The following is a 21,311-nucleotide window of genomic DNA, read 5'->3' as shown; positions in this document are numbered from 1 at the left end:
GTTTCATCAGACCTTTACTTGACTGTTAACTTTCTCAAGGCAGACTGATCCCAACGGACCACTGGGGCCCGGGTCACACCGGGAAAGGGTTGATGAACGATATTCTTCCGAAGGAAGTGCGCGAAGGACTCGCGCAGGCACGCAAAATGGCGGCACGCAAGAGCGCGCGGATGCGCGTTCAGGTGGGTGAAGAGAGCTTCCCCGTCCTGCGCATCTGGGACACCGGATTTGCGCTGGATGCAGACAACGCGCCGCACATGCGCGGGCTTGTCGACCTATATGAAGGCCCGCGCCACAGCGCCCAATGCCTGGTAATCACCTCCGCTCAGGAAGGCGATGAGATGCGTTACGAGTTCAAACGCAATTCTGTCCACCACGACAGTGCGCCGTTGGACTTTGTGCGCAGGAAAGACGCACCAGTCGCGCTAATTGGTCAGGACTGACCGCGCGCCACATCACTGAAGATCTGCAAAGGCCCTGGCCACCCGCGCCACCGCCTCTTCGACAACTGAACGCGGCGTAGCCAGGTTGAACCGCAGGAAACTCTCGCCCCCGGTGCCAAAGGTCGGCCCGTGGTTCACCGCGATCCTGGCATCCTTCTCGACCCGCCGGGTGAACTCGGCCATATCCATCCCGGTGCCCTCAAAGTCCACCCAAGCCAGGTAAGTCGATTCCAAATTCATCGACTTCAACCCCGGCACCGCGTTGATGCCTTGGTCAAAAAGTTTCCGATTGCCGTTAAGATACGCGATCAGTTCATCGACCCATGCTGCCCCCTCAGGCGAATAGGCCGCCTCGGCCATGTAAAGCCCGAACGAGTTCGGCGACAGGCCAAGCCCCATCATCCGCTCCGCGAACTGCACCCTGAGCGTTTCATCCGCGATAATCACGTTGCCGACGTGCGACCCTGCAATGTTGAAGGTCTTGGTCGTCGCCGTCATCATCACCAGCCGATCCTCGATCCCCTCGATCAAGGACATCGGCGTATGCGTGTGCCCCGGCATCACCAGATCATGGTGAATCTCATCCGACACCAGGATCAGATCATGCTTCTTGGCGAAATCCGCCACCTGTTCCAACTCGGCCCGGCTCCACACCCGCCCCCCGGGGTTATGGGGCGAGCACAGAACAACCATCTTCTCCGAACCGTCCAGGATCGCGTCGTAATTGTCGAAATCCATTTCATATCGGCCATCGCGAATCACCATCGGGCATTCCACCACCCGGCGGTTATTGGCTTTGATGACCTTGGCAAAGGCGTGATAAACCGGCGTGAAGAGCACCACCCCATCGCCCGGATCGGTCCAAGTATCGACGCACATCGCCGTCCCGTTGACCAGCCCGTGAGTGGTGAAAATCCAGTCACGTTCCACGGCCCAGCCATGGCGCTCCTGCATCCACCAGCGGATCGCATCGCGGTATGGCGCATCATCGCCGTAATAGCCGTAAACCCCATGATCCAGCATCCCCTGCAGCGCCTTCTGCACGCATTCTGGCGGGCGGAAATCCATATCCGCCACCCACATCGCGATTCCATCCTCGGCCGGCACGTCATAGATCTTCTCCATCATGTCCCATTTCACCGAATGGGTGCCGTGGCGGTCGATGATCTCGTCGAAATTCATGCGGGCTCTCCTATTCACACCGGCGGTAACGCTACCTGATTGAACCCTGTGTGCAAGCCCCCGATCACAGCCATATTGCACCCACGCGCCCCATCCCCTAAATCACCTCCATGATCAAACCTATCCTCATCCACCCTGATCCGCGCCTGAAAAAGGTCTGCGATGCCGTGCCCGACCTTTCGGACGATCTGCGCAAGCTGGCCGATGACATGCTGGAAACCATGTATGACGCGCCCGGCATTGGTCTTGCCGCGCCACAGATCGGTGTGACCCAACGCCTGATTGTTCTCGATTGCATCAAGGAAGAGGGTGAAAGCCCGCGCCCGCTGATCATGTTCAACCCCGAAGTGACCGCCAGTTCGGACGAGATCAGCACCTACGAGGAAGGCTGCCTCTCGATCCCCGATCAATATGCCGAGGTCAAACGTCCGGCCGAAGTAACGGTCAAATGGATCGACCGCGGCGGCAACGAGCAACAAGAGGATTTCGATGGCCTCTGGGCCACCTGCGTCCAACACGAGATCGATCATTTGAATGGCAAGCTGTTCATCGACTATCTCTCGGCAATGAAGCGCCAGATGATCACCCGCAAGATGCAAAAGCTGAAGCGGGAAAAGGCCCGCGCCTGAACCGATGGCTGTCCTGCCCATCCTCAAATGGCCCGACCCGCGCCTCTCGCAACCATGCGAGCCGGTGGGTTCCGAGGATCTGCGCCCGCTGATCGCCGACATGTTCGAGACCATGTACACCGCGCCGGGTCGTGGCCTTGCCGCACCACAGATCGGTGTGATGAAACGACTTTTCGTTATGGATGCCACCTGGAAAGACGGCGAGAAATCCCCGCTGGCGATGGTCGATCCGTTCATCATGGCCGCCGAACGCATCCCCGTCACAATGGACGAGGCGTGCCTGTCGATCCCCGGCGTCACGGTTCCTGTCGAGCGTCACAAGGCCATCACCCTGCAATGGACCGATGAAACCGGCGACATTCACATGGGCGATTTCGACGGTGCCGAGGCCCGTATCATCCAGCACGAATTTGACCACCTGAACGGTATGGTCCATTTCGACCGAATCTCGCCCGATCTGCGCGCGACGTTGGAAACCCCTTACCTCGAGGCCCTCACATGACCGTCCGCCCCTGCCTGCCATGGCCCGACAAACGCCTGCGTACCGCCGCTGAACCGGTGAGCGAAATCACCGACGAAACTCGCGCCATCTGGGAGGATATGATCGACACGATGGAGGCCATGCCCGGTGTTGGCCTTGCTGCCAACCAGATCGGTGTCCTGCTGCGCCTCGCCGTGGTCGATGCCTCCGACACCCGTGATCAGGTCATCCGCATGGCCAACCCCGAGATCATCGACGCCTCCGCCATCCTGCGCGAACATGACGAGGCCAGCCCCAACCTCCCCGGTGTCTCGGCCAAGATCAAACGCCCGCGCGGAGTCACCGTGCGTTTCCTCAACGAAAATGGCGAGATCGACCGCAAGGACTTGGTCGGCCTCTGGGCCACGTCCGTGCAGCACCAGATCGACCATCTGAACGGCAAGATGTATTTCGACCACCTTTCCAAGCTGAAACGCGATATGCTGATCAAACGCGCCCGCAAACTCAAATAACCCCCCCGGCCTCTTCCTTTTGCCAGAAATATCCCGGGGGTGTGGGGGCTGGCCCCCGCGCCTGCCACCGCCAAACACGAAGGACCAGAAACCAATGCGCATCATCTTCATGGGCAGCCCCGATTTCTCGGTCCCGGTCCTCGACGCCTTGGTGCGTGCCGGCCACGACATCGCTGCGGTTTACTGCCAGCCGCCCCGCCCCGCGGGCCGCGGCAAGAAAGACCGCCCCACCCCGGTCCATGCCCGCGCCCTGGAACTGGGCCTGCCTGTCCGCCACCCGGCCTCGCTGAAATCCACCGAGGAACAGGCGGATTTCGCCGCGCTCAATGCCGACATCGCCGTTGTGGTCGCTTACGGGCTGATCCTGCCCAAACCCATTCTCGAGGCCCCGAAACACGGCTGCCTCAACATCCACGCCTCTCTCTTGCCACGCTGGCGCGGCGCGGCCCCAATCCACCGCGCGATCATGGCAGGCGACGCAGAAACCGGCATCTGCATCATGCAGATGGACGAAGGGCTCGACACGGGCGATGTGCTCTTGCGCCGCGCCACTCCCATTGGTGAGGTCGAAACCACGGTAGAATTGCACGACCGTCTCTCTCAAATTGGCGCCGACCTGATTGTCGAGGCACTTGACCAGGTCGGCAGCCTCACGCCGGTCCCCCAGCCCGAAGACGGCGTCACCTACGCCGCCAAGATTGACAAAACCGAGGCCCGCATCGACTGGACTCACCCGGCGAAGGAAATCGACCGACACATCCGCGGGCTTTCCCCCTTCCCCGGCGCATGGTGCACGCTTGACGGCGACCGGTTAAAGCTGCTGGGCTCCGCCCTCGCAGACGGTTCCGGCTCGCCCGGCACAGCCCTTGACGATGCGCTGACAATTGCCTGTGGTGACGGCGCCATCCGCATCACCCGCTTGCAAAAGGCGGGCTCCAAGGCGCAGGATGCAGATGACTTCCTGCGCGGCACCCAATTGCCGCGCGGTACGCAACTGGGCTGAAACCCCAAGGAGAACCGCCATGTTCCTCACCCTGATGGGCAGCGTCGTGATCGCGGGCATCGTCGGTTATGCCTCGGAACGCTCGGGCTTCACCCGCAACGGTTACTTGCCTTCGATCATCATCTGCGTCGGTGGTGCCTTCCTGTTCTATTTCCTCCGGATCATGTTCGGCATCGGTTTCGGCAGCCCAGGACTTGATGCCGTCATCTCATCCATTGGTGCGCTGGTGATCGTGCCCACCCATTACCGCAACCGCTGAAATTAGGAGACGCTACATGGGAATCGTCTGGCTCATCATCGTGGGTGCCGCCGCGGGCTTCCTCGCCACCCGTTTCATGGACATGGAAACCAACGTGATCACCACGGTCGCCATCGGCATCGGTGGAGCACTGATGGGTGGACTTTTATTGGGCTTACTTAAGGGGCTTCTCGGCATGGCCGCCGGGTTTGTCGGCGCCCTGCTGGGCGCGGTCCTGTTGATCTGGATCTGGCAGACCTATTTCAGCTGATCGCGGATCAGCTTTTTGGCGGTCGTGCCCGATACACCGGCAGTTTCCAACCAAAGGCCATCGATCCCGCCCGCAAAGCCCAGGTCACAACCCCACAGCCGACCAGCGCAGCGGCAACGGCCCCGGCCATGGCGCTCACCACCAGCGCCGTACCCGCCCCGGCCAGCGCAGCCGTGGCATAAAGCTCACCCTGCTTCAGAACCAGCGGCACCTCGCCGACAACAACATCACGCAACAGCCCGCCCATGCAGCCGGTAACCATCCCCATGATCAGAACAACCGCCGCGTTCTGCCCGGTTTCCATGGCAAGGCTTACCCCCGCGGGCACCGCCACGGCCAAGGCGAAACTGTCCAGCCAAAGCAACCAGCGATAACGACTTTCCATCAGGTGCGCGGTGAAAAACACCACCACCGCCGCAAGCGCGGCAATCAGGATGTAAGTTGGCTCCCCGACCCAGAACACCGGGTTGCGGTCCAGCAGCACGTCGCGCACCGTGCCCCCGCCCACCGCCGTCAGGCACGCGACAAAGGCAAATCCCACGATGTCCAACTGTGCCCGGCTCGCAACAAGTGCACCCGTCAGCGCAAAGATCAGCACCGAGACATAATCAAGCGCCGCAACTGCGCTCAATTTTCCTCTTCCTTGAACGGCTTCATCCCCGCTCGCGCCAACTCGTCCGCGCGCTCGTTTTCGGGGTGTCCCGCATGGCCCTTGACCCATTCCCAGGTCACGTCATGACGTGCCTGCGCCTCGTCCAGCCGCTGCCACAGGTCGACATTCTTCACCGGCTTTTTGTTCGAGGTTCGCCAGCCGTTCTTCTTCCAGCCAAAGATCCACCCGGTCACGCCATTCTTCACGTAAGCCGAATCCGTCACGATGGTCAGGCTTGAGGACCTTTCCAGCACCTCCAGCGCATTGATCGCCGCCAGCAATTCCATGCGGTTGTTGGTGGTCTCGGACTCACCACCCTGCAATTCGCGCTCCTTAACCACATGTTCGCCATCCATGGCGCGCATCAACACGCCCCAGCCGCCCGGCCCCGGATTGCCGCTGCACGCCCCGTCAGTGTAGGCAAACAAATCAGCCATAACAGAGCACCGTCATGAAAGGCGACTCCTCACCCGAAAGCCCGGGCCCGTTACCGAACCGCTTCTTGCCGATACGAAACCCGGCCTCTTCAAGATACCGCACCAACTCGTCCTCACCGTAATAGCCATAATAGCGACCGATCTTGTCCGGCCCTTCACCCTCACCCAACTTCATGCCGATATGGAACACCATGCCCGGTTTGCCTGCCTTGCGGATACGGTTCAACAACCCCGGAAAAGCAGCTTTCGGCGCATGCAGCAGGCTGAAATTGGCCCATATGCCATCATAGACCGCTTCCGCCTCCAGCTCGTCGAACCGCGCCTGTTTCACCGTAACCCCCGGCTGGTTGGCGGCCTTTTTCACCATCTCGACGCTGGCATCCCAAGCCTCGACCTGCAGGCCCTGCTCCGCCATCCATCTTGCATAAAACCCCGGCCCACAGCCCAGGTCCAGCACCCGCCCGCCGCCGGGCAAGGCGGCCACAAACCCTTCCAGCTCGGCCTTCTCATAGAGTTTCTCGTTCAGCTTGCTGTATTCCGCGACCCTCTCGTCATAGACCGCAATTGTCCGCTCGTCGCTCATGCTCTCTCCAATGCCAGCCGTCCGGCCAGGGCCGCGAAAATCCCGGCAAATCCGCGATTGATCCAGGCCATAAGCCTTGCATTCCCAAGGATCAGGACCCGCGCCTGGGCCGCGAACATTCCGTAGGCGACGAAGACCACGAATGTCAGCCCCATGAACACCGCGCCCAGCGCGACCATTTCCTGCGTCGCCGTCTCGGGCACGCCGGACAGAAACGGCGGCAACAGCGCCAGGAAGAAAATCGACAGTTTCGGGTTCAGCACGTTGATCATCACCCCGCGCCACGCGACCCGCCATCCCGGCTGCTTCGTCCGATCCGATTGCACCGCCAGCGCACCACCCTCCTTCAGCGCCTGCCAGGCCAACCACATCAGGTAAGCCACCCCGGCGAACTTCATCACCTGATACAGAACCGCCGAAGAGTGCAGCACCGCAGCCAGCCCAAGAACTGCCGCCGCCAGCGCCGGCACGATGCCAAAGGTGCAACCCAACGCTGCCCAAAACGCCGCGCGCCGCCCCTGCCCGAGCCCGGTTGCCAACGTATAGATCACCCCGGTGCCCGGCACCAACACCACCACCATGGCCGTGATCAGAAACTGCAATGACATCTGCTCATCTCCCTATACCAGCGCCACCCCTAACACGACGATCAGGCTGACCGCCACGGTGAAGGGCAGCCGAACCACCATCCACCAGCGCGGCACAACCTCGGCCCGCTGCGCGATGAATTCCAGTCCTATCCCGGCCCAAACGCCCAGAAGCAGAACCATGACAGAGGGCCCGGCGATCGCAACCACCGCCAGTCCAATGGCGACATAACCCGGCCAACCGAATTCGATCAGCCCGGTTCTGACCACCAGCATGAACACCAATGCCGACTGACCAAATAGAACAACACGCAGCAGATATTCCATCCCCTGCACCCCGTCCTTCGCCACGATCAACGGATATCCCCCCACGTCGGGATCACCCATGTCTGCCCAGATCACGCCCGTCGCCACCAGGAAGTTCCAGACAAAGGCCAAGAGCAACAGCAGGCTCAGCGTTATGACCCATCCCCTTGCCCCGTTCACGCCTGCTCCCGCAGCACCCGCGGCACCTTGAACTCGACGGCTTCCTTGGCGGTTTCCACCTCTTCGATGGTCACGTCGAACCGGCCCTGCAAGGCAGCGATGACTTCTTCCACCAACAATTCCGGCGCCGAGGCCCCGGCGGTGATGCCGACCGAGCGAACGCCCTCCAGCGCATCCCAGTCAATATCCGTTGCCCTCTGCACAAGCTGCGAATACCCGCACCCGGCCCGCGCCGCGACCTCGACCAGCCGCCGCGAATTGGACGAGTTCGGCGCCCCCACCACGAAAATTGCATCCGCGTGTTCGGCAATCGCCTTCACCGCCGCCTGCCGGTTGGTGGTGGCGTAACAGATGTCTTCCTTGTGAGGCCCCTTTATGGCCGGGAACCGTTCCTGCAAGGCCGCGACAATATCGACCGTATCATCCACCGACAGGGTCGTCTGGGTGACGTAAGCCAACTGTTCCGGATCGCGCACGGCCACCTTGGCCACATCCTCGACTGTCTCGACCAACAGCACTTCACCCTCGGGCAACTGCCCCATGGTGCCAATCGTCTCGGGGTGGCCGGTATGGCCGATCATGATGATCTGCAAGCCACCCTCCGAGTGTCGCTCGGCCTCGATATGCACCTTGCTGACCAGCGGGCAGGTCGCATCGACATAGACCATTTCCCGGCGGCTCGCCTCGGCGGGCACGGACTTTGGCACGCCGTGGGCGGAAAAGATCACCGGCCGGTCATCGGGGCAATCGCTGAGTTCCTCGACAAACACCGCCCCCTTGGCGCGCAAATCATCGACCACGTATTTGTTGTGCACGATCTCGTGGCGGACATAGACCGGCGCACCCCATTTCTCGATCGCCATCTCGACGATCTTGATCGCCCGGTCGACACCGGCGCAGAACCCGCGCGGCGCGGCAAGGTAAAGGGTCAGAGGCGGGTTCGTCATGTCATGTCTCCTTCGCGTCCTTGGCTATGCCACAAGTTCCATCCCGTCCAGAGGTTGCTGCGACCAGTGGCATGGAAAACCCCGTTGACCTTGCCCCACAGGAACCCGGCATTCAAACCGTCCGGCTTGACGAAAGGGCTCCCAATGCGCCGCAATACGATCCTTCTTGCCATCGGCGTCTGTGCCGTATTTGGCGCAATCGGCCTTTTCGCCCTGCACATGTCCTCAACCTCGGTCCGGGCCTCTGGTCTTATGCCCTACCAGGACGCGCGCGCGATTGAACTCGGTAAAACACTCTACGAAGAGTATTGCGCCTCCTGCCACAGCACCAACCTGGAAGGCGAGCCCAACTGGCGCGACCGTGACGACGACGGCTACCTGCCCGCTCCGCCGCATGACCCCTCGGGCCACACATGGCACCACCCTGATCAACAGCTCTTCATGATCACCAAATATGGAACCGAAAAGATGGTCGGCGATGGGTACAAGTCCCGGATGATCGGGTTCAAGGACAGCCTCAGTGATACCGAGATCCTGTCCGCGCTCGCCTATATTAAATCGACCTGGCCACCCGGCATCATCGCGCGCCACAACAAGATCAACGGCAACTGATTCCAACTCGAAATGCAGAAAGGCCGGGGCATCCCCTCCCCGGCCTTTCCAATTCTCTCGTCGCTGCGATCAGCTCTCGTCAGCCATCGCCGGTTCGCGATCGGGCATCGGGTCACGCGGCGGGCGGCCGATAACCTCTTTCAACTCATCCAGTTCGATGAAGTTGTCAGCCTGGCGACGCAGTTCGTCCGCGATCATCGGCGGCTGGCTGCGGATGGTCGACACGACCGACACGCGCACGCCCTGACGCTGCAGGCTTTCGACCAGCGGCCGGAAATCCCCGTCACCCGAAAACAGGACGATATGATCGACCCGCGGGGCCAGTTCCATGGCATCAACACACAGCTCGATATCCATGTTGCCCTTGACCTTCCGACGGCCCTGGCTGTCGGTGTATTCCTTGGCCGGCTTCGTCACCATCGAGAACCCGTTATAATGCAGCCAGTCCACCAACGGGCGGATCGGCGAATACTCGTCGTTTTCTAGCAATGCGGTGTAATAGAACGCGCGCAACAGCTTGCCCCGACGCATGAATTCGTGGCGCAGAAGCTTATAGTCGATGTCAAAACCCAATGCCTTGGCCGCGGCATACAGGTTCGATCCATCGATGAACAGCGCCAGCCGTTCGTCTTTGTAAAACATAAATTGTCCTTCCGATTGTGTTCGACCTGTCCGTGAGTGAAAAATGATCGGTCGAACGATCAGCAACAAATATTAGTATTCCTTGAGCGTTTCAAGTGATTACAACACCCCGAAAGCATAAGGAATGTGTCAACATGGATCAAGTTGCCTACGTAGCGCTGGGGGCAAACGAACCTTCACCTGTTGGCGAGCCAGCCGTGACCCTGCAAGCGGCGCTCGATGCCCTAGACGCGGCCCGGGGGCTGCGCCTGCGACAAGCCAGCCGCCTTTATGCCACTCCGGCTTTTCCGGCAGGAAGCGGTCCGGACTTCGCCAATGCCGTCGCTGCCTTCGAGTGTTCGCTCGAGCCGAGCGATCTTCTGACCCTGCTGCATCGGGTTGAGGCCGATTTCGCCCGAATACGCGATTCGCGCTGGGCTGCGCGCAGCCTGGACCTCGACTTGCTGGCCTATGGCGATCGGGTCACGCCTTCCGCTGCAATCTGGCAACACTGGCACGACCTGCCGCTCTCCGAACAGGCGCAAAAAGCCCCTAACCATCTGATTCTACCGCATCCCCGGCTTCAGGATCGCGCCTTTGTCCTTGTCCCTCTGGCCGAGATCGCCCCTGATTGGATCCATCCGATCCTGGGCCGCACCGTCGCCCAGATGCGCGATGCCCTGCCTGAATCCGATCTTGTTGACGTCAAACCTCTGTGAAACCGCGCAATTCATGGGGTTTGCGGGCATTCCGGCCTTGTCTTTCGGCTGAACCCGCTCTAAATACGGCCATTCCTGATTTGAACTCACCCCGAGGTATCCCATGGCCCGCGTAACCGTAGAAGATTGCGTCGACAAGGTTCCCAACCGTTTCGATCTGGTGATGCTTGCCGCTCACCGTGCGCGTGAAATCTCCGCAGGCGGGGCAATCACCGTGGATCGCGACAACGACAAGAACCCGGTTGTGGCGCTGCGGGAAATCGCTGATGAAACTCAGTCGGCAGACGAGTTGCGTGAGCGCCTGATCGAATCGAATCAAACCCAGATCGAGGTGGACGAGCCCGAAGATGACGCCATGGCGCTTCTGATGGGGGCCGAGCAGGACAAGCCGGACGAGGACGATGTCTCGGAAGAGCAACTCCTGCGCGCGCTGATGGAAGCACAGGGCCAGGGCTGACCCCACGCCCCTAGGGAAAAGGTGCGGAGTGAATGATCGCCGTCGATGACCTGATCGCCCGCGTCCGCGCCTACAACCCCAAATCCAACGATGCCAAGCTGCGCGAGGCCTATGCCTTTGGCCTTGCCGCGCATGACGGACAGTTCCGCCACTCGGGTGAACCCTATTTCTCCCATCCGGTCGAAGTCGCGGCCATCCTCGCCAATCAGCGGCTTGATGACGCCACCATCATCACCGCACTTCTGCACGACACGATTGAAGACACCGGTGCCTCCTATTCAGAGATCGAACGCCTGTTTGGCCGCGAGATCGCCGATCTGGTTGACGGCGTGACCAAGCTGACCAACCTGCAGCTCTCTTCGACCGAAACCAAACAGGCCGAGAACTTCCGCAAGCTGTTCATTGCCATGTCGCGTGACATGCGGGTGATCCTGGTCAAGCTGGCCGACCGCCTGCACAACATGCGCACGATCAAAGCGATGCGCCCGGACAAGCAGGAACAGAAAAGCCGCGAAACCATGGACATCTATGCGCCACTCGCCGGTCGCATGGGGATGCAATGGATGCGGGATGAGCTTGAAGACCTGGCCTTCAAAGTGCTGAACCCCGAAGGGCGCAACTCGATCATGCGCCGCTTCGTGACCTTGCAAAAGGAAACCGGCGACGTGGTTGAACACATCACCGGCGACATGAAATCCGTTCTGACCAAGGCCGAACTTGATGCCGTTGTCCTGGGCCGCGCCAAGAAACCGTTTTCGATCTGGCGTAAGATGCAGGAAAAGGAACTCTCCTTCTCGCGCCTGTCAGACATCTATGGCTTCCGCGTTCTGACCCAGAGCGAGGAAGACTGTTACCAGGCACTGGGTGTGATCCATCGTAGATGGCGCGCCGTGCCGGGCCGGTTCAAGGATTATATCTCGCAGCCCAAATCCAACGGTTACCGCTCGATCCACACCACCGTTTCGGGGCGCAACGGCCGCCGGGTCGAGGTCCAGATCAGAACCCACCAGATGCACGACGTGGCCGAATCAGGGGTTGCCGCCCACTGGTCCTATCGCGACGGTGTACGCTCGGAAAACCCCTTTGCGGTTGACCCGGCCAAATGGGTCGCGGGCCTCACAGAACGGTTCCAGGATGACGAGGATCACGAGGATTTCCTCGAGGCCGTTAAACTGGAAATGTACGCCGACCAGGTGTTCTGCTTCACCCCCAAGGGCGAAGTGGTGAAATTACCGCGCGGCGCCACGCCGATCGACTTTGCCTATGCCATCCACACCCGCATCGGTGATGCCTGCGTCGGCGCCAAGATCGACGGTATGCGGGTGCCGCTCTGGACCCGGATCAAGAATGGACAGTCGGTCGACATCATAACCGCCGAAGGCCAGACACCGCAGGCCACCTGGCTTGACATTGCAACCACCGGCAAGGCCAAAACCGCCATTCGCCGCGCACTGCGCGAGGTCGACCGCGACCGGTTCATCAAGCTGGGTCGCGAATTGTCACGCGCCGGGTTCGAACATGTCGGCAAGAAATCCACCGACAAGGCGCTCGACACTGCAGCCAAGATGCTGCGCCTCAAGGACCGCAACGAGCTTCTGGCCCGTCTGGGCAGCGCCGAACTGACCACCCAGCGCGTAATCGAAACCCTCTACCCCGACCTGTCTGGCGAGGAGATGGTCGAGGTCAGCTCGGAACGCGCCGTCATCGGCCTTTCCGCCGATCAATCCATGCACCGCGCGCCGTGTTGCCAGCCGCTCCCGGGCGAGCGTATCGTCGGCATCACCTATCGCGGTCGCGGCGTGGTGGTGCATGCCATCGACTGCACCAATCTCGACAACTACGAAGATCAGCCGGAACGCTGGCTCGACCTGCACTGGCAGCCTGGCACCCACGCGCCGATCTATACCGTGTCACTTGATCTCACCATCGGCAACGATGCCGGCGTTCTGGGCCGCGTCTGCACCCTTGTGGGCGAGCAGAAGGCCAATATCTCGGACCTGAAATTCCTCGACCAGAAACCCGACTTTTATCGATTGCTGCTAGACGTCGAACTACGTGACGCCAAACATTTGCACCAACTCGTTTCTGTACTTGAAGCCGAAAGCGATGTGGCCGATATCAATCGTCATCGCGACCCGGCTCGTGCTGGCCAGAACAACGGCCAGAACGGGTCAAACGCGGATAGGTAAATCAGGAATGTCGGCGCCTATGGGCGCCAAACTGGGGGGAAGACCATTGGTCTTCAAAAGACGCGACAAACGGCCGATCTGGAAGAGCTTGATCGAGTTCTTCTACCCCCGCGGCGGGTGGTTGCGCGCCGCGCGCTACGTCCGCCACCGCCTGCACCGCCTGCCCGATCCACCGCACAAGATCAGCCGTGGCATCTGGGCCGGAGTCTTTACCGCCTTCACACCTTTCTACGGCTTGCATTTCGTCGTTGCCGCCATCGTCGCATTCGTCATGCAGGGCAATCTCCTGGCCGCGCTCCTGGCGACATTCTTCGGCAATCCGCTCACCTATGTGCCCATCGCCGTGGTGTCTCTCAAAACCGGCCACTGGCTTTTGGGGACCGAGTTCGATCCCGATCATGCCGGGCGGTCACTGGGCGGAAAGTTTGCCGACGCCGGGCACGATCTCTGGCACAATATCCAGGCCAAGTTCACCGGTGCCGATCCGGACTGGTCGAACCTGCGCGTGTTCTTTGACGAAGTCTTCTATCCCTACATGATCGGCGGCATCATCCCCGGCATCGTGGCCGCCTCTGTCTGCTACTACCTCGCCGTTCCGGTAATCCGCGTTTATCAGAACCGCCGCAAGGGGCGCCTTAAATCCAAGCTCGAAGCCATCAAACAGAAGCGTGCCGCAGCCAAGGGCGAACACCCGGACGGCTGACAGGTTTCTGGATCACGAGATGATCTCGAACTTCTCCACATCGACCAATCCCCGGTCGGTGATTTTCAACGCCGGGATCACCGGCAGCGCCAAAAACGCCAGTTGCAAGAACGGCTCTTCCAGCGTCACGCCCAAGGACTTCGCCGCATCACGCAGCATAACCAACTCATCGCGCACCACTTCAAACGGCTCAAGGCTCATCAGCCCGGCCACAGGCAGCGCCAACTCGGCCAGAACCTCACCATCGCGCACCACCACAAAACCGCCCTCGATCTCCTGCAACCGGTTCGAGGCCATCGCCATGTCATCGTAATCCACCCCTACAACCGCGATATTGTGATGATCGTGGCAGACGGTCGAACCTATCGCCCCGGCCTGAAGCCCGAAGCCTTTCACGAACCCCGTGGCCATGTTGCCGTTCTTGCCATGGCGCTCCTGCACCGCGATCTTTACAAGGTCACGCGCCACATCCGGACTCTTGTCGCCATCTTCGATGGTAATGTCTTCGTGCAGATGCTCGGTGATGATCTTACCCTCGATGATCCCGATCACATCGGTCTCTTCGCGGTTGCCCCCGGTGCGAAAATCCTGCGGTCCGACACGCCGCGCCTTCACCGAGGCGCGGCCGACAGGCGCGACGAGGGTCCGTTCCGCAAATGCCGCCTCATTCAGAACGACTCCGCCCGCCATCACCATCTGCGCATGACAGCCTTCCAGACTGTCCACCGCGACAATATCCGCCCGTTTCCCCGGTGCGATCTGCCCGCGATCCTTTAACCCGAACGCTTCGGCACCCGACAGGCTCGCCGCTCGATAGGCCGCGCGCGGACTGACGCCCAACCCGATCAGCGTCCGGATCATGTAATCCAGATGCCCATGCTCGGCGATATCCAACGGGTTCCTATCATCAGTGCACAGGCACATGTAGGCGCTGGTGAACTCATCCAGCAAAGGCGCGAGCGCATGAAGATCCTTGGAAACCGACCCTTCCCGGATCAATACCCGCATGCCCCGTTGAAGCTTTTCGCGGGCCTCTTCCGCAGTTGTCGCCTCATGCTCGGTTCTGATCCCCGCCGCAACATAGGCATTCAGATCAAGCCCCGACAATTGCGGGGCATGCCCGTCTATATGCCGACCCTCGAACGCCCTGAGCTTTGCCATCGCCCCGGGATCACGAAAGATCACGCCGGGGAAATTCATGAATTCGGCCAGCCCGATCACCCGCGGATGGTCCTTCAGCAGCGCCAATTCCTCAGCCCCGATTTCGGCCCCCGAGGTCTCCATATCCGTCGATGGCACGCAGGAGCTCAGCTGCACCTTGATGTCCATCAACGTATGGGCCGTGGCCTCGAGAAAATACTTGATCCCCGGCACACCGATCACATTGGCAATCTCATGCGGGTCGCAAATCGCCGTCGTGACCCCACACCGGCCGACACATCGGTCGAATTCGTAGGGCGTGATCAGCGAGCTTTCCACATGCATATGCGTGTCGATGAACCCCGGCACCAGCGTCAGGCCGGAAACGTCGACGACCGTGCGCCCTTCGTATTCCGCGCCGAGACCCGCGATTTTCCCGCCAAAAACCGCGACATCCCCGTCAATAAAGTCGCCCGTGACAACGTCAAACACCCGCCCCCCGCGCAACACGACATCGGCGGGTTCCTCGCTCCGCGCAACGGCAATCAGCCTTTCCAAATCTTTCATTTCATCGGTTCTCCGGCCACATAGGTCTGCACCACGGCCCGATCATCGCCCAATATCATCAGCAGGAACAGTTCTTCTGCCAATGTTTCCACCGTCTCGGCCCGCAATCGCATCTCCGCCGTCGCCCTCGCATCCAGCACGACGATATCCGCATCCGACCCTTCATCCAGCGTGCCGATCCGGTCCTCCAGACCAAGTGCCACCGCATTGCCACGCGTGATCCAGTGAAACGCCTCATAGGGATGTTTCTGTTGGCGCTGCAATTGCAGCACCTTATAGCCCTCGTTCATGCTCTGAAGCATCGAATAGCTGGTTCCACCACCCACATCCGTTGCAATCGCCCCTTTGATGCCCCGCTTCCGCAGCCCGGCATCATCATACAAACCACTGCCCAGGAAAAGGTTCGAGGTCGGACAGAACACCGGCTTCGCCCCGGTGTCCGCTACCAAACCGATCTCGCGATCCGTCATGTGAATGCAATGCCCCAACAGCGCGTTTTCCCGCAGCAACCCATATTGCTCGTACACCCCCATGTAATCCGGCGCGTCCGGAAACAGCTCCGCCGCCAGCGCGATCTCGTTTTGGTTCTCGTCGACATGGGTCTGGACGAAACACTCGGGGTGCTCTGCTGCCAAAGCCTGCGTTGCCTCAAGTTGCTCGGCGGTCGAGGTAATCGCAAAGCGCGGCGTGATCGCATAATGCGCCCGCCCACGTCCGTGCCATTTCTCGATCAGCGCCTTGCTCTCGTCATAGCCCCTCTGCGGCGTATCGCACAGCCCCTGAGGGGCACCGCGATCCATCATCACCTTACCGCCGATCATGCACATATTTCGCTGCTCGGCCTCTCCGAAATAGGCTTCCACGCTTTCCGGATGCACCGTGCAATAGGACGCCGCCGTCGTCGTGCCATGGGCGGCGAGAAGATCGAAATACGCCCCCGCCATCCGCGCGGCATAACTAGGGTCGGCATATTTCATTTCCGCCGGGAAGGTATAATTCTCAAGCCAATCAAGCAGTTGTTCGCCCCAGCTTGCCACCACCTGCACCTGCGGAAAATGGATATGCGCATCGATGAACCCCGCCATCAGAAGATGTGGTCGGTGGTCCACTTCCTCTTCGGCCAACCCTTTCAGGTCGCAATACTCCCCGCGTCGTTCGATCACCCCGTCACGGAGCAAAAGCGCCCCGTCCTCGATATAGGTAAACGCGCTTTCATCCCCAGCCTGCGGTTCAGCATGAAAGCTCAACACCCGACCGCGCAACAGTTTTGCTGTCATGTCACCGCCTCCATACGGTCACGTACTGTGGTCGCATCCGCAAAGGCCTGCATCAGTTCCGCAACGACAAAAGCGGCGATTACCTCTGGCCGCTTGTCGCCCAGCCCGGCCTTCCCCATCGGGCAGGTCAGCACCCCCGCGTTCACCTCCGGATCGTGTTCACGCAACCACCGCTCGAATCGGGCGCGTTTCGTCGCCGAACCAATCATACCGACATAGGTCGCATCGCCGCGCTTCAACGCCTCTGCCGCCAGCAGAAAGTCCAATGCATGATCGTGCGTGGCGATCACTACACCAGCACCATACGCATTCGTATGGATTTCGTTCTCCGGCAACGCCGTCAGGCACTTGTCTGCGCAGTCCGCCATCGCCAGTTCTTCGGATCGACTATCCACCAACCGCGCCCGCACAGGGAGTGGCGCCAATGCCCGTATCAGCGCCCGCCCGACATGCCCGGCCCCGAAAACCAGCACCTGCGGCATTTCCTCGGCCGTCCGTGTAATCTGCTCAAGAGTCTCCGCCCGGCTCTTCGCACCCATTCTTTCCAACATCAGGACAACGCGCCCACCACAGCATTGACCAATCTCCGGTCCCAGCGGCACATCCATCTCCGCCCACAGCTCGCCTGTTTTCAACATCGCTCGCGCCTGATCCAATGCCATGTATTCCAGCTGCCCACCACCAATCGTCCCGGCCATACTGGATATCGAGACAAACATCTCCGCCCCAACCTCACGCGGCGAAGAGCCCTCGGTCCGGGCAATCATGACCCGGACAACCTCCTGATATGAAGAGAGAAACTCGAAAACACTCATTGCGATGCCCGCATCCGCTCCACCGCCATTAACACTCTCTCGGGTGTCGCGGGCGCATCAAGACGCGGACATTCCCGGTAATCCGCAATGCTTGCGACTGCCATCGACAGCGCCTCCAGCACCGACATCGCTAACATGAAAGGCGGTTCCCCCACGGCCTTGGAGCGTTTGATCGTGCGTTCGGGGTTCACCGACCATTCCGCCAATTCGACATTGAACTCTCTTGGCCGGTCGGATGCCAATGGTATTTTGTAAGTTGACGGCGCATGCGTTTGCAGCCGTCCGGAGCTGTCCCACCACAATTCTTCTGTGGTCAGCCAGCCCATTCCCTGGACAAACGCACCTTCCACCTGCCCCTTGTCCAACGCAGGGTTAAGCGATTTGCCCACGTCATGCAGGATATCGACCCGCTCGACCCGGTATTCCCCGGTCAGCGTATCGACCGCTACCTCCGACACCGACGCGCCATAGGCGTAGTAGAAAAACGGCCGTCCCTGGCCGGTTGCCCGATCCCAGTGAATATCCGGCGTCTTGTAGAACCCCGCCGCCGACAATTGCACCCGCGCCATATAGGCGGACTTGATGAAATCCGCCCAGGGGATTTCGTCTTCCCCAAGCCGAACGGCCCCCGGCAGGAACGTCACCTGATCTGCCTCAACCCCCTTGCTTTCGCACGCAAATTCCACCAATCGCGCCTTGATCTGCTCGCAGGCATTCAATGCCGCCATCCCGTTCAGATCCGATCCTGAAGATGCCGCAGTTGCCGAAGTATTTGGCACCTTCTCTGTCGTCGTTTTGGTTACCTTGACCATATCCACGTCCACCGCAAAGGCATCCGCAACCACCTGTGCGACCTTGGTGTTCAATCCCTGGCCCATCTCGGTGCCGCCGTGATTCAACATGATCGACCCGTCATTATAAACGTGCACCAATGCACCGGCCTGATTGAACCATGTCGCGGTAAAGGAAATCCCAAATTTCACCGGGGTCAGCGAAATTCCCTTGCGAATGATCCCGCCCGCGGCATTGTGCTCAAGGATCGCGTTCCGACGTGCCTGGTAGTCGCTGCTCGTTTCCAGCTCACCTACTATACGGTCAAGTATGTTATCAGTAACCTGCTGGTGATAAGGTGTCACGTCGCGCCCCTCGGCGTAGAAATTCACCTTGCGGATCTCCAGCGGATCACGACCCAGCGCATAGGCGATTTCCTCGATGAGCCGCTCGCCCATTACCATGCCCTGCGGCCCACCGAAGCCGCGAAACGCCGTGTTGGACACGGTGTGTGTCTTCAGGGGGCGCGATTGCAGACGCACCTCCGGAAAAAAATAGGCATTGTCGGCATGAAAAAGTGCCCGGTCTGTCACAGGCCCGGACAGATCCGCGGAAAAACCACAGCGCGCGGCCAGTTCCGCGTCCACCGCTTCTATCCGGCCGTCGTCGTCAAACCCAACCGTATAACGGCATTGAAAATCATGCCTTTTCCCGGTCGACGCCATGTCCTGATCCCGATCAGGCCGAATCTTCACCGGCCTGTTCCAGCGTTTCGCGGCAATCGCCGCGACACAGGCAAACAGGTTCATCTGGCTTTCCTTGCCGCCAAACCCGCCGCCCATCCGGCGTACGTTCACCACCACCGAATGGCTGGCCACGCCCAGCGCATGAGCCACCATATGCTGCGCCTCGCTGGGATGCTGGGTCGAACAATGCACGACCACGTCCTCATCCTCGCCCGGAATTGCAAACGCGATATGACCCTCGAGATAAAGATGCTCCTGCCCGCCAATTTCCATACGCGCTCGTATGGTATTGCTGGCCCGTGACATCCCGGCATCCACATCCCCGCGCTTCAGGGTCAGGGGATCGGTCACGTTTGGCATTCCCTGGTCCAGAGCTTCCCCCACGCTCACCACAGGTTCGAGCGGCTCGATTTCGACCCGCGCCAATGTCGCTGCCCATCGTGCAGCCTCGCGACTTTTGCCAATCACCGCAAACAGTGCCTGACCATGAAACTCGATCAGTTCTTCCGGGAAAATCGGTTCATCGCCGGCGCCAACGGCGCTGATCTGGTTCGCACCGGGAACATCCGCAGCGGTCAGAACGCCGACAACCCCCTCTGCCGCTAACACCGGCGCAAGGTCCATCGACACGATCCGTCCATGCGCCACGTCCGACACACCCAGATAGGCATGCAACGTGCCCGCTGGTTCGGGAATGTCGTCGCAATATTCCGCCCGCCCTGTCACGTGTTTTTCGGCACTTTCATGTGCCAGCGACTGATGCACCCCACCCCGGATCATGCCCAAACCCTCGCCTGTTCACCGGCACCAAGTTCAGCCCAAAACCGGCGGAACAGGTTCTGCGCTACCAGCATGCGGTAATCGGCCGAAGCTCGCCAATCGCTCAACGGTTCAAAGTCCCGAACCACGGCTTTCGCCGCTGCCTCAAAAGCCGCCTGACTGAACTCTGCGCCGATAAGCGCGGCCTCGGCCTGTTCCGCGCGTTTCGGCACCCCGGCCATGCCACCAAACGCCACCCGGGCATTCGCAATGTGGCCATTCGCAACCGTCACGGCGAGTCCGGCAGCAACCGACGAAATATCTTCGTCACGCCGTTTCGAGACTTTCCACGCCGCATGCAGCACATCCGGCTCCGGTTTCGGCACCACGATTGCCTCAACAAATTCCCCGGCCTGACGATCCTGCTTGCCATAATCAATGAAGAAATCCTCCAGCGGCATCTCACGCTGTTCTTTTCCACGCCGCAATGCAACCCGTGCGCCCAAGGCAATCAGCACCGGCGGCATGTCCCCGATGGGTGAGCCATTGGCGATATTCCCGCCGATGGTCCCCATGTTGCGCACCTGCCAGCCGGCAATTCGGGCCAGATACTCGGATAAATGCGGGAAATGCCGCTCCAGAACCGGTATGGCATCGGAATAGCTCACTCCGGCCCCGACCCGGATTGCATCACCGCCATCGTCAATCCCCTGCAATCCGTCGAGATGGCCAATGAACAGCGCCGGGCCGATGTCGCGCAGGAACTTGGTCACCCAAAGCCCTACATCCGTGGCACCGGCCACCACGATGGCCTCCGGTTGTTCGGCATAAAGTGCCGCGAAGTCACCGACATCGCCAGGCAATACCGCATCACCCAATTCCACCCGGGCCCGGTCGCGCATTGCCTCCAACGCCGCGAGCACCCCGGCACGCTCCTGCACCAGCGGGTCCGCCTCTGGCAACCCGTGTTCCGCCGCAGCCATCGCCGCACGGACGATCGGTTCATACCCGGTGCAGCGACAAAGGTTGCCTTGCAACGCCTGTTCTACTTTGGCTTCCGAAGGCTGTGGCTCCTCCATCCACAGCGCATAAAGGGCCATGACAATCCCCGGCGTACAAAACCCGCATTGGCTACCGTGATGCTCAACAAGCGCCGCCTGCACTGCGTTCAACCCCCCGTCGGGGCCGCGCAGATGCTCCACCGTCACCACGTGACAGCCATCCACAGTCGCCAGGAACCGAATACAGGCATTCACCGGCTCATATCGCAGCACGCCGTCGCGTAACCGCCCCACCAGTACGGTACAGGCGCCGCAATCGCCTTCGGCACAGCCCTCCTTGGTCCCGGTCAGCCGCTTTTTCAGCCGCAGGAAATCCAACAGCGTGTCACAGGCCCGAACCTTGTCCAGCCGCTGTTCCTCGCCATTCAAAAGAAATCGGATGTGGTTGCGCGTTTCCATTCCACCCTCGCTAGGTTCCATCGA

At 60.5% G+C, this 21,311-nt stretch carries 25 protein-coding genes; 12 read left to right on the top strand and 13 right to left on the bottom strand.

What is annotated here, in order from left to right; translation table 11 throughout:
- The first annotated feature begins 92 nt into the window (after positions 1-92).
- Positions 93-443, top strand: coding sequence for a hypothetical protein (locus RXV86_RS19160; RefSeq protein WP_316302050.1), 351 nt, complete (start codon positions 93-95; stop codon positions 441-443).
- A 12-nt stretch (positions 444-455) separates the two neighbouring features.
- Here the strand turns inward: RXV86_RS19160 and RXV86_RS19155 are convergent, their stop codons facing one another.
- Positions 456-1,625, bottom strand: coding sequence for a MalY/PatB family protein (locus RXV86_RS19155; protein WP_316302048.1), 1,170 nt, complete (start codon positions 1,623-1,625; stop codon positions 456-458).
- A gap of 110 nt (positions 1,626-1,735) precedes the next feature.
- Here RXV86_RS19155 and def (RXV86_RS19150) point away from each other — a divergent pair, with 110 nt between their 5' ends.
- The 6 genes from def (RXV86_RS19150) (at position 1,736) to RXV86_RS19125 (ending at position 4,759) form a co-directional block, all read left to right on the top strand.
- Positions 1,736-2,254, top strand: a complete 519-nt coding sequence (def, locus tag RXV86_RS19150; RefSeq protein ID WP_316302047.1) for a peptide deformylase — start codon at positions 1,736-1,738, stop codon at positions 2,252-2,254.
- 4 nt (positions 2,255-2,258) lie between these two features.
- A complete protein-coding gene (gene def / locus RXV86_RS19145; protein WP_316302046.1) occupies positions 2,259-2,756 on the top strand; it encodes a peptide deformylase in 498 nt (165 codons plus the stop codon).
- Positions 2,753-3,247 (top strand): peptide deformylase, encoded by a 495-nt coding sequence (gene def / locus RXV86_RS19140; protein WP_316302044.1) that lies wholly within the window; start codon positions 2,753-2,755, stop codon positions 3,245-3,247. The genes def (RXV86_RS19145) and def (RXV86_RS19140) overlap by 4 nt, the downstream gene beginning before the upstream one ends.
- A gap of 94 nt (positions 3,248-3,341) precedes the next feature.
- A complete protein-coding gene (fmt, locus tag RXV86_RS19135; RefSeq protein ID WP_316302042.1) occupies positions 3,342-4,250 on the top strand; it encodes a methionyl-tRNA formyltransferase in 909 nt (302 codons plus the stop codon).
- Positions 4,251-4,269: 19 nt separating this feature from the next.
- The gene (locus tag RXV86_RS19130; protein ID WP_316302040.1) at positions 4,270-4,509 is read left to right on the top strand and encodes a hypothetical protein; all 240 of its coding nucleotides are present in this window, start codon (positions 4,270-4,272) and stop codon (positions 4,507-4,509) included.
- Between the two features lie 16 nt (positions 4,510-4,525).
- Positions 4,526-4,759, top strand: coding sequence for a GlsB/YeaQ/YmgE family stress response membrane protein (locus RXV86_RS19125; protein ID WP_316302039.1), 234 nt, complete (start codon positions 4,526-4,528; stop codon positions 4,757-4,759).
- Positions 4,760-4,766: 7 nt separating this feature from the next.
- On the opposite strand, the gene RXV86_RS19120 is transcribed toward RXV86_RS19125, so the two are convergent.
- From RXV86_RS19120 to ispH, 6 genes are read right to left on the bottom strand one after another with little or no spacing between them, the layout of a single operon-like run.
- On the bottom strand, positions 4,767-5,390 hold the full coding sequence (locus tag RXV86_RS19120) for a trimeric intracellular cation channel family protein (RefSeq protein ID WP_316302038.1): 624 nt from the start codon (positions 5,388-5,390) through the stop codon (positions 4,767-4,769).
- Complete coding sequence (gene rnhA / locus RXV86_RS19115; RefSeq protein WP_316302037.1) at positions 5,387-5,848, bottom strand: ribonuclease HI; 462 nt, start codon at positions 5,846-5,848, stop codon at positions 5,387-5,389. The genes RXV86_RS19120 and rnhA overlap by 4 nt, the downstream gene beginning before the upstream one ends.
- Positions 5,841-6,431 (bottom strand): class I SAM-dependent methyltransferase, encoded by a 591-nt coding sequence (locus RXV86_RS19110; RefSeq protein WP_316302036.1) that lies wholly within the window; start codon positions 6,429-6,431, stop codon positions 5,841-5,843. The genes rnhA and RXV86_RS19110 overlap by 8 nt, the downstream gene beginning before the upstream one ends.
- Entirely contained in the window at positions 6,428-7,039 is a 612-nt protein-coding gene (locus tag RXV86_RS19105; protein WP_316302034.1) for a LysE family translocator, read from the bottom strand. The genes RXV86_RS19110 and RXV86_RS19105 overlap by 4 nt, the downstream gene beginning before the upstream one ends.
- A gap of 12 nt (positions 7,040-7,051) precedes the next feature.
- Entirely contained in the window at positions 7,052-7,504 is a 453-nt protein-coding gene (locus tag RXV86_RS19100; protein WP_316302032.1) for a hypothetical protein, read from the bottom strand.
- On the bottom strand, positions 7,501-8,451 hold the full coding sequence (ispH, locus tag RXV86_RS19095; RefSeq protein WP_316302030.1) for a 4-hydroxy-3-methylbut-2-enyl diphosphate reductase: 951 nt from the start codon (positions 8,449-8,451) through the stop codon (positions 7,501-7,503). The genes RXV86_RS19100 and ispH overlap by 4 nt, the downstream gene beginning before the upstream one ends.
- 126 nt (positions 8,452-8,577) lie before the next feature.
- On the opposite strand from ispH, the gene RXV86_RS19090 reads away from it, so the two are divergent.
- Positions 8,578-9,063 (top strand): c-type cytochrome, encoded by a 486-nt coding sequence (locus RXV86_RS19090; RefSeq protein WP_316302028.1) that lies wholly within the window; start codon positions 8,578-8,580, stop codon positions 9,061-9,063.
- Positions 9,064-9,132: 69 nt separating this feature from the next.
- On the opposite strand, the gene RXV86_RS19085 is transcribed toward RXV86_RS19090, so the two are convergent.
- The gene (locus RXV86_RS19085; protein ID WP_316302026.1) at positions 9,133-9,705 is read right to left on the bottom strand and encodes an NYN domain-containing protein; all 573 of its coding nucleotides are present in this window, start codon (positions 9,703-9,705) and stop codon (positions 9,133-9,135) included.
- Between the two features lie 134 nt (positions 9,706-9,839).
- On the opposite strand from RXV86_RS19085, the gene folK reads away from it, so the two are divergent.
- The 4 genes from folK (at position 9,840) to RXV86_RS19065 (ending at position 13,752) form a co-directional block, all read left to right on the top strand.
- Entirely contained in the window at positions 9,840-10,403 is a 564-nt protein-coding gene (gene folK, locus RXV86_RS19080) for a 2-amino-4-hydroxy-6-hydroxymethyldihydropteridine diphosphokinase (RefSeq protein WP_316302025.1), read from the top strand.
- A 103-nt stretch (positions 10,404-10,506) separates the two neighbouring features.
- Complete coding sequence (rpoZ, locus tag RXV86_RS19075) at positions 10,507-10,860, top strand: DNA-directed RNA polymerase subunit omega (RefSeq protein ID WP_316302023.1); 354 nt, start codon at positions 10,507-10,509, stop codon at positions 10,858-10,860.
- Between the two features lie 32 nt (positions 10,861-10,892).
- Complete coding sequence (locus RXV86_RS19070) at positions 10,893-13,049, top strand: bifunctional (p)ppGpp synthetase/guanosine-3',5'-bis(diphosphate) 3'-pyrophosphohydrolase (RefSeq protein ID WP_316302022.1); 2,157 nt, start codon at positions 10,893-10,895, stop codon at positions 13,047-13,049.
- Positions 13,050-13,095: 46 nt separating this feature from the next.
- Positions 13,096-13,752, top strand: a complete 657-nt coding sequence (locus RXV86_RS19065; protein WP_316302020.1) for a DUF2062 domain-containing protein — start codon at positions 13,096-13,098, stop codon at positions 13,750-13,752.
- A gap of 12 nt (positions 13,753-13,764) precedes the next feature.
- Here the strand turns inward: RXV86_RS19065 and ade are convergent, their stop codons facing one another.
- Genes ade through xdhA form a run of 5 tightly spaced genes read right to left on the bottom strand, consistent with a single transcriptional unit; the run spans position 13,765 to position 21,287 of the window.
- Entirely contained in the window at positions 13,765-15,459 is a 1,695-nt protein-coding gene (gene ade, locus RXV86_RS19060; protein WP_316302018.1) for an adenine deaminase, read from the bottom strand.
- The gene (guaD, locus tag RXV86_RS19055) at positions 15,456-16,736 is read right to left on the bottom strand and encodes a guanine deaminase (RefSeq protein ID WP_316302016.1); all 1,281 of its coding nucleotides are present in this window, start codon (positions 16,734-16,736) and stop codon (positions 15,456-15,458) included. The genes ade and guaD overlap by 4 nt, the downstream gene beginning before the upstream one ends.
- Entirely contained in the window at positions 16,733-17,551 is an 819-nt protein-coding gene (gene xdhC, locus RXV86_RS19050; protein ID WP_316302014.1) for a xanthine dehydrogenase accessory protein XdhC, read from the bottom strand. Before xdhC ends, guaD begins: the two co-directional genes overlap by 4 nt.
- Positions 17,548-19,848: a xanthine dehydrogenase molybdopterin binding subunit gene (gene xdhB / locus RXV86_RS19045; RefSeq protein ID WP_316302012.1), complete on the bottom strand. Its 2,301-nt coding sequence runs from the start codon at positions 19,846-19,848 to the stop codon at positions 17,548-17,550. The genes xdhC and xdhB overlap by 4 nt, the downstream gene beginning before the upstream one ends.
- Positions 19,845-21,287, bottom strand: a complete 1,443-nt coding sequence (xdhA, locus tag RXV86_RS19040; RefSeq protein WP_316302302.1) for a xanthine dehydrogenase small subunit — start codon at positions 21,285-21,287, stop codon at positions 19,845-19,847. Before xdhA ends, xdhB begins: the two co-directional genes overlap by 4 nt.
- Positions 21,288-21,311 lie beyond the last annotated feature (24 nt).

This window comes from Aliisedimentitalea sp. MJ-SS2 (assembly GCF_032586155.1).
Taxonomy (GTDB): Bacteria; Pseudomonadota; Alphaproteobacteria; order Rhodobacterales; family Rhodobacteraceae; genus JAWHTC01.
The sequence above is the reverse complement of the archived record's forward strand: the minus strand, read 5'-3'. Positions and strand labels throughout refer to the sequence as shown.